The sequence below is a fragment of the Neobacillus drentensis genome (assembly GCF_036962765.1).
GTDB classification, from domain to species: Bacteria; Bacillota; Bacilli; order Bacillales; family Cytobacillaceae; genus Neobacillus; species Neobacillus drentensis_C.
In genome coordinates, this window is record NZ_JBALOS010000160.1 from 6,176 (window position 1) to 13,354 (window position 7,179).

A 7,179-nucleotide genomic window follows, 5' to 3' on the forward strand; every position below is an offset into this window, starting at 1 on the left:
CCTTATTTCTATATTTAGAATATAATTCCTTCTTAAATTAAACTCGAATTTATTCGACTTTTAAGTCATACTTGGAACGTTTTCTGAAAATTATTTAGTAAATTCAATCATCCTTAAATATTTGCTTAACTTGGGCAAACTAACAAAACATACTATTTGATAATTAAACTATTAAACATGATTAAAACCCCTATTAAGGAGAGCATTTATTATTAAAACAGGCATAACGATGTTATGCCTGTTTTCTGTGTATTTAGCCATCATTTTGCTTGAATTTTGAAAAATAAAAAACGACGGAAGAATTTCCGTCGCTATAAGTGATAATTATATATCTTACTCTTTTGGAGCCGAGTAGCTCTTTGGCAGTTCAAAACCGTGCTGCTCCATAACTAAACGCAAACGATCAGGGTAGTCGGTGATGATTCCATCTACACCGTCGTCGATAAGCTTTTTCATAGTTGGCTCGTCATCTACTGTCCATGGGATAACCTTCATGCCGTACTTACGGGCTTCCTGGACCATTGCCTTGGTCACATATGGCTGATAGTTCTCATCAGTAATTTTGCCGTTTTGAGGGAAACCGTGTACAGGGGAGATGGCATCCGCCCCAAAAGAATGGGCTGCCGCTACCATGTCACCCCCAAAATCGTCGATATCGATTCCACCTAACCAAGGTGAAGCTCCTGGCTGACCAGGCTGGAGGAATTGCGGACCGTTAGTCAGCGCCACGAGTGGCAGGCGTGGTTCAACCTCGTGCATCCGCATGAGCGAACCCCAGTCAAAGCTTTGGATTGATACCCGGTGCAGCATTCCTGCCTCCCGAACCTGGCGTGCAACAATCTGTACAAACTCTTCACGGGGAGCCGTTTCCTCTGGTGCCCCAGCCTCTACCTTTGTCTCAATGTTCATCCACACCTTATTAGCGTGATACCTTTTAACAAGGTCAAACACTTCAGTCAAAAGCGGCATACGTGCACCAGGGCTTAGCTTTTGCTCCGGAAATTGCGATAACTTTAGCGAACCGCAGTCCAGAGTGCGCACCTGGGCAAGGGTAAGATCTTTAATATACTTGCCGACGTAGGGATACTCAGGATCACCTGCGAAAGCAGGTGCAGTGTCTTGGCACTTCGCACCAGAGATCTTACGGTCGTGTGTGATAACAGCCTGGTGGTCCTCAGTAATCTGCACGTCCAACTCAAGTGTGCTAACACCGAGTTCGAGAGCGTGAGAAAATGACGCGATAGTAGATTCAGAGGTAAGCCCGAGTCCCCCCCTGTGTGCCTGAAGGTCGAAACCTTTGGGCCCGTAAGCCTTAAGGCCGTTTGACCAGGAAAGGTTCTCAGCAGCAGAAGCTGTTTTTGCCGGCATTTGTATGGCGGCAGTAGAAACCATAAGTGCAGTAATCGTTGCTAATAAAAACTTTTTCTTATTCATTTTCTGAACCCCCAAAACTTATAAATATATTACTTTATAAGTCTAGTTGAACAGAGTAAATTCTCTATTAAAAACATAATAAGAAATGGTAAAGAAAATTAGGTAGTTTATCATGATTCTATCAGCTTACTCAATTATTAACCCTTCCTTAACTAAACATAATAGAAATTTGGTAGATACCCCTCTGATATGATGAAAGGCTGACCAATATAGGTCAGCCTTTTTATGTGCTTGAACTTTCCTTATGTTTGTAATTTTATTTGAGGGTGCTTTTCCTCTTTCAACTCAGGGGGTAATTCGATCCGTTCAACTTTGTTCACGATGAAGATGTAAGATAATGCTCCGATTAACAATACTGCGCCAATAAAGAATAAGGCGGCACTAAAGGAATGTGTTGTACTCAAAATATATCCAACAACGATCGGAATCACGATACCGGCCAAGTTACCTGATGTATTAAAGATTCCACCGTTGAGTCCAATGAGTTCTTTTGGAGACATATCGCCAACAAGCGTCCAGGTTGCTCCAGCCATCCCTTTGGCGAAAAAAGAAACCGACATGATAAGCATGATGAGCGCCGCAGAAGAAGTATAGTTAGCCAAGACAACAACACTCGAAAAAAGGAATCCGATGATAATCGGTGTTTTACGTGCTGCACCAAGGGACTTTCCACGCTTTAACAAGTAATCGGATAAATATCCGCCAACGATTCCTCCTAAAAAGGCCCCTGCATATGGGATCGAAGCCATAAATCCAACCTTGAGCATGGACATATGTTTTTCTTGAACTAGGTAGGTAGGGAACCAGGTTAAGAAGAACCAAAGAATCGTATTGAGGCAAAATTGCGCAATATAGATTCCGATCATTTGTCGGTTGGTCAACAGCAGTTTAACATGGGCCCACCTGATTTTGATAGGTTTATCCCCTGCATTCGCCAAGCCGCCACCTTCAAGGATATAGTCAATTTCGGCCTGATTAGCTTTTGGATGTTTCTTCGGCTCATGGACATGCTTATACCAAAACACCGACACCACAATTCCAGCCAACCCTGCAACATAAAAAACCACGTGCCAACTATAACTCTGTAAAAGCCAAGCCATTACAGGCGTAAACAAAGCAATTCCAAAAAATTGAGCAGAATTATAGACGGAAACTGCCCTGCCGCGTTCATTTTGAGGAAACCACATGGCGGTCAATCGGCTGTTTCCCGGAAACGAAGGAGCTTCTGCAACCCCTACAACAAATCTTAGAACGAATAACATAAGAAAACCACTAACCCATCCTTGAAAAAAGGTAAATAGTGACCATACGAACAACCCTACGCCGTAAACAACACGGGCTCCAAATCGATCCAATAACCATCCACCTGGAATTTGCAGAAAAGCATAGGCCCAGTTGAACGCAGAGAAGGCGATTCCTAGTGACAACGCATCCAATTGTAGATCTTTGTTCATTACAGGGGCAGCAACACTTAGCGCCGAACGGTCGATATAGTTAACTGCAGTCGTGATAAATAAGATAGCCAAAGTCAAATAACGTACATTAGTCTTTTTAGTAATCGCTTTCAATTCTTGCATGTTAACACTCATAAAATTCCACCCCTAAAAGATATCATTTCCAACTTATGTCGAACATTACCCTTGGATATACTGGTCTTTTTCGAAAGCAGTTATGGTAACAACCTGACAAATATAAATCTTATTTTAGTTGATTTCGAGAATTGGGTGACAATCTATTAAAAAGATTCTATCACCAAACCGGAATATACTCTATCAGAGTTTTCACCTATGAAACTTCTCTTTACGTATCACCCTACCGTCTCATGGGATCGTTGCATTACAAATATGTTGGCCAGACATCTGATCCCCCCCTTCTTTCGCATATTCAATTTACACTTTTAGTGAAAACCCTTACAGCGATTATCACTTAATGTATACGTTATTGTCAACGTTTTTTGAAAAATTCACATAATTTTAAAATTTAGTCGCACGATAGAAACCTAGTAAAAAACGTGTTAAATCAAAGTATTTACCACATTTTTTCACTGAATATCTTATTCTTTAATGAAATTTATATAACGAAATAGATTTTAATTTTAACAAAATGTATTGACGTTAATGTATACATTGTTTAATAATTGACGTATAAAGTCATGCACACAATCACTTGCTTAACTGATTCACGAATTAAACATAAAAAGGAGAGATATTATGAACGCGATGATGGAAAAGGTACAGCAAAAAGAAAAGATGACGAACCTGATGTCCAAGTTTATATCACTTGTCAGCTACAAACTTCCTGATGATGTCGAAAAGAAACTGAAAGAGTTGAGTGAAGAGGAAAATAATCCTCTTGCAAAAATCATCTACAAAACTATGTTTGATAACCAGAAGTTAGCCTTTGAGTTAAAGAGACCTTCATGCCAGGATACAGGTGTTCTTCAGTTTTTTGTAAAGTGCGGACAGAACTTCCCCTTAATTGGGCAATTGGATAGCATTCTAAAAGATAGTGTCTATCAATCAACCAAAGAAACCCCTTTGCGTCACAATTCGGTAGAGACATTCGATGAATACAATACTGGAAAAAACATCGGGAACGGCTCACCTAGTATCTTTTGGGAAATTGAAGAAGACAGTGACAAAGTGGAAATCTATACTTACATGGCAGGAGGCGGATGTACCCTTCCTGGAGTGGCAACGGTTTTAATGCCAGGCGAAGGCTATGAAGGTGTGGTTAAATTTGTACTTGATCGCATGACAAGTTATGGACTTAATGCTTGCCCTCCACTTCTTGTAGGTGTTGGCGTCGGTACTTCTGTTGAAACAGCTGCCTTAAATTCAAAATTAGCCCTTATGAGACCTGTTGGAAGTCATAATGAAAATGAAAACGCTGCTAAGATGGAAAAGCTTCTTGAGGATGGAATTAACGCGATTGGCCTTGGACCTCAGGGACTAAAGGGCTCTAAATCCGTCATGGGTGTAAATGTTGTGAATACGGCAAGGCATCCTTCTACTATTGGAGTTGCAGTTAATACAGGATGCTGGTCCCATAGAAGAGGAAAGATCACCTTTGACCGTAATTTGAACTATGAAATTAGTACTCACGAGGGGGCAACACTATGAGTAAGAAAGTATTAACAACACCTATAAAAGACGAAGATCTTAAGGATATCCGAATTGGAGACATTATCTACCTAACGGGGACCATTGTTACTTGCAGAGATGTGGCACACAGAAGGCTTATTGAAGAAAAAATTCCATTACCTGTGGATCTTAGGGGTAAAGCTATTTTTCATGCTGGTCCGATTGTTAGAAGCCTTGGAAATGATGAATACGAGATTGTCTCTATTGGCCCCACAACCAGTATGAGAATGGAAAAGTTTGAAAAAGAATTTATCGAGGAAACAGGTGTGAAACTCATTGTTGGAAAAGGTGGAATGGGGAAGAACACAGAAGAAGGATGCAAGACTCATAAAGCACTGCACCTCGTATTTCCAGCTGGTAATGCTGTTTTTGCTGCAACAAAGGTTGAACAAATCAGTGAAGTACATTGGAAAGACCTCGGAATGCCTGAATCTCTTTGGGTATGTGAAGTGAATGAGTTCGGTCCTCTGATTGTTTCCATTGACGCAGAGGGAAATAACATCTTTGAAGAAAATAAGGTGGAGTTCAATAAAAAGAAGGACGAACAAATTGAGTTAATCAGCAAGCAGGTTCAATTTATTAAGTAAGTATTTCTATGAAATAGGCTCTTGGTTTAACCATAGTAAAGATATGTCAGATGCGGTTAATCTATAGATGGAGTTGGTAGGGTATGGTCATGCAGGTACTACAAAAAACACAAACGATTGTTCGCTATCAGAATGCTGATGGTAGAGTGTATTACGGAATCGTAGAGGATGATGAAATTTTACAATTGTCCAGTAATTTTACTGAAGTTGTTAACAATGTTCTAAAATATGATGGCGTAAGAATTAAATATAATGATGTGAAAATTTTGGAGCCTGTGGCACCCTCAAAAGTGGTTAATTTCGGCTGGACATATTCTGAACATGCAAAAGAGACCGGGGGAAAGGCCAATCTCAATGAATCCTTTTTGTTTTTAAAGCCAACATCTTCCTTGATTCCAGATCAAGGGGAAATCGTTCTTCCATCAAGTGAATTAACCAAACAGGTGGAATTGGAGGGCGAAGTGGCACTTGTTATTGGTAAGCGCGGGAAAAATATAAAAGAAGAAGAAGCATTGGATTATGTTTTTGGCTGTACGATATTTAATGATGTAACAGCTAGAGATCTTACAAAAAAGGATCCCCAGTTTACACGTGGCAAGGGGTTTGACACTTTTGGTCCATTGGGCCCATGTATCGTGACAGGTATCGACCCAACTAATTTACAAATAATCACAACATTAAACGGCAAAGTCGTCCAAGATGGTAATACGAATCAAATGTCCCTTTCCATCCCTTTCCTTATCAGTTGGATTTCACAGGTTATGACACTAGAGCCAGGTGATGTTTTGGCTACTGGTTCACCTTCTGGCAGCTGTCCCATGAAGTCAGGTGATGTTGTTTCTGTGGAAGTAGAGAATATCGGGAAACTATGTAATTATGTAATATAGCTTAATCTAAACCGAGGCTGCAGCGGATTTCTTACAAATCGCTGCAGCCCTTTTCTTTTAAAAAGGATGGATTTTAGTTATTTTTCACTAATTAAGACATAGATCGGATAATTTGTAATATTTCACTACGGGCTCTATAACGGTGGGATTGTAACATCGAACGTGCAGCATCCGGTTCTGCTGCCCGCATTACACTAACAATGGCCTTGTGGTCCATTATCGAGCGTGTTGGTTCAGGTCGAAGCTTAATCGTATATAATCGAGCACGATATAGTTGATCAGATTGACTATCCATCACCCCTCTTAGACGGGGATTTCGGGCTAAATCGACAATAAGTTGATGAAATTGCTCATCAAGGTCAGTCCATGCCAGTAGATCTTCTGATGCTAGTGCTTTTTCCTGCTCCTCAATCAAATGATCAAGTTTGTCTAATTCTTCAGGTGTGGCACGTTTGGCAGCCAGGCTGCCAGCAATTCCATCAAGTGCTTCTACCACTTCATATATTTGTTGGAGATCATCCGCTATAATGGGTGCTACAACAAACCCGCGACGCGGTATGAGCCGAACCCATCCCTCCATCTCTAAACGCACAAGAGCTTCACGAACTGGAGTTCTACTCATACCCAAAATTTCAGCCATTTCCCTCTCTAATACGGTTTGGCCTGGAGGGAGTTGAAGTTGTCGTATGGCATGTCGTGTTGCAAGATAGGCAAGTTGCGGTAAGCGTGATTCCCCATTTTTATCTAAACTATTTAAAAATGAATGAATGTTTTGAGAAAGAGCAGAATAATCGAGTTCTTTCAAATCAACATCTGCGGTTACAAGTTCATCTGGCGTATTCATACTTTAAACACACTTCCCAAATTGATTAAGATAACATTACACTAATTAAAAGCGTCCGTAATATTACAAAAAAAACGGCTCTACTAAGAAATCATAACAGATAAACAATCATAAACTCAATAAAGAGCAGAACATGACAGTATTAATTTAACACTATTATTCTAATTAGGTTATCTTTGTTAGAATAAGCTTTTTCACGAAATTAAGGAACTAAACAGATAATACTATTTTTTTCTTAAGGGCTTTATTAAGAATTTTCAATTCAAAATGATATTATTAGGAAT

At 40.0% G+C, this 7,179-nt stretch carries 6 protein-coding genes; 3 read left to right on the forward strand and 3 right to left on the reverse strand.

Translation table 11 applies throughout. The annotated features are described in order from the left end of the window. Nucleotides 1-333: 333 nt before the first annotated feature. Both V7137_RS19650 and V7137_RS19655 read right to left on the reverse strand, forming a co-directional pair. Nucleotides 334-1,434 (reverse strand): glycerophosphodiester phosphodiesterase, encoded by a 1,101-nt coding sequence (locus V7137_RS19650; protein ID WP_335699638.1) that lies wholly within the window; start codon nucleotides 1,432-1,434, stop codon nucleotides 334-336. Between the two features lie 242 nt (nucleotides 1,435-1,676). Next, nucleotides 1,677-3,023, reverse strand: coding sequence for an MFS transporter (locus V7137_RS19655; protein ID WP_335699639.1), 1,347 nt, complete (start codon nucleotides 3,021-3,023; stop codon nucleotides 1,677-1,679). Between the two features lie 621 nt (nucleotides 3,024-3,644). On the opposite strand from V7137_RS19655, the gene ttdA reads away from it, so the two are divergent. The 3 genes from ttdA to V7137_RS19670 all read left to right on the forward strand — a co-directional run bounded on the left by ttdA (nucleotide 3,645) and on the right by V7137_RS19670 (nucleotide 6,051). Continuing rightward, nucleotides 3,645-4,556 carry a L(+)-tartrate dehydratase subunit alpha gene (gene ttdA, locus V7137_RS19660; protein WP_335699640.1) on the forward strand — a complete coding sequence of 304 codons (912 nt, stop codon included), beginning with the start codon at nucleotides 3,645-3,647 and terminating at the stop codon, nucleotides 4,554-4,556. Beyond that, a complete protein-coding gene (gene ttdB / locus V7137_RS19665) occupies nucleotides 4,553-5,164 on the forward strand; it encodes a L(+)-tartrate dehydratase subunit beta (RefSeq protein ID WP_335699641.1) in 612 nt (203 codons plus the stop codon). The genes ttdA and ttdB overlap by 4 nt, the downstream gene beginning before the upstream one ends. Before the next feature lie 89 nt (nucleotides 5,165-5,253). Beyond that, the gene (locus V7137_RS19670; protein ID WP_335699642.1) at nucleotides 5,254-6,051 is read left to right on the forward strand and encodes a fumarylacetoacetate hydrolase family protein; all 798 of its coding nucleotides are present in this window, start codon (nucleotides 5,254-5,256) and stop codon (nucleotides 6,049-6,051) included. Nucleotides 6,052-6,142: 91 nt separating this feature from the next. Here the strand turns inward: V7137_RS19670 and V7137_RS19675 are convergent, their stop codons facing one another. Further along, nucleotides 6,143-6,895 carry a GntR family transcriptional regulator gene (locus tag V7137_RS19675; RefSeq protein ID WP_335699643.1) on the reverse strand — a complete coding sequence of 251 codons (753 nt, stop codon included), beginning with the start codon at nucleotides 6,893-6,895 and terminating at the stop codon, nucleotides 6,143-6,145. Nucleotides 6,896-7,179 lie beyond the last annotated feature (284 nt).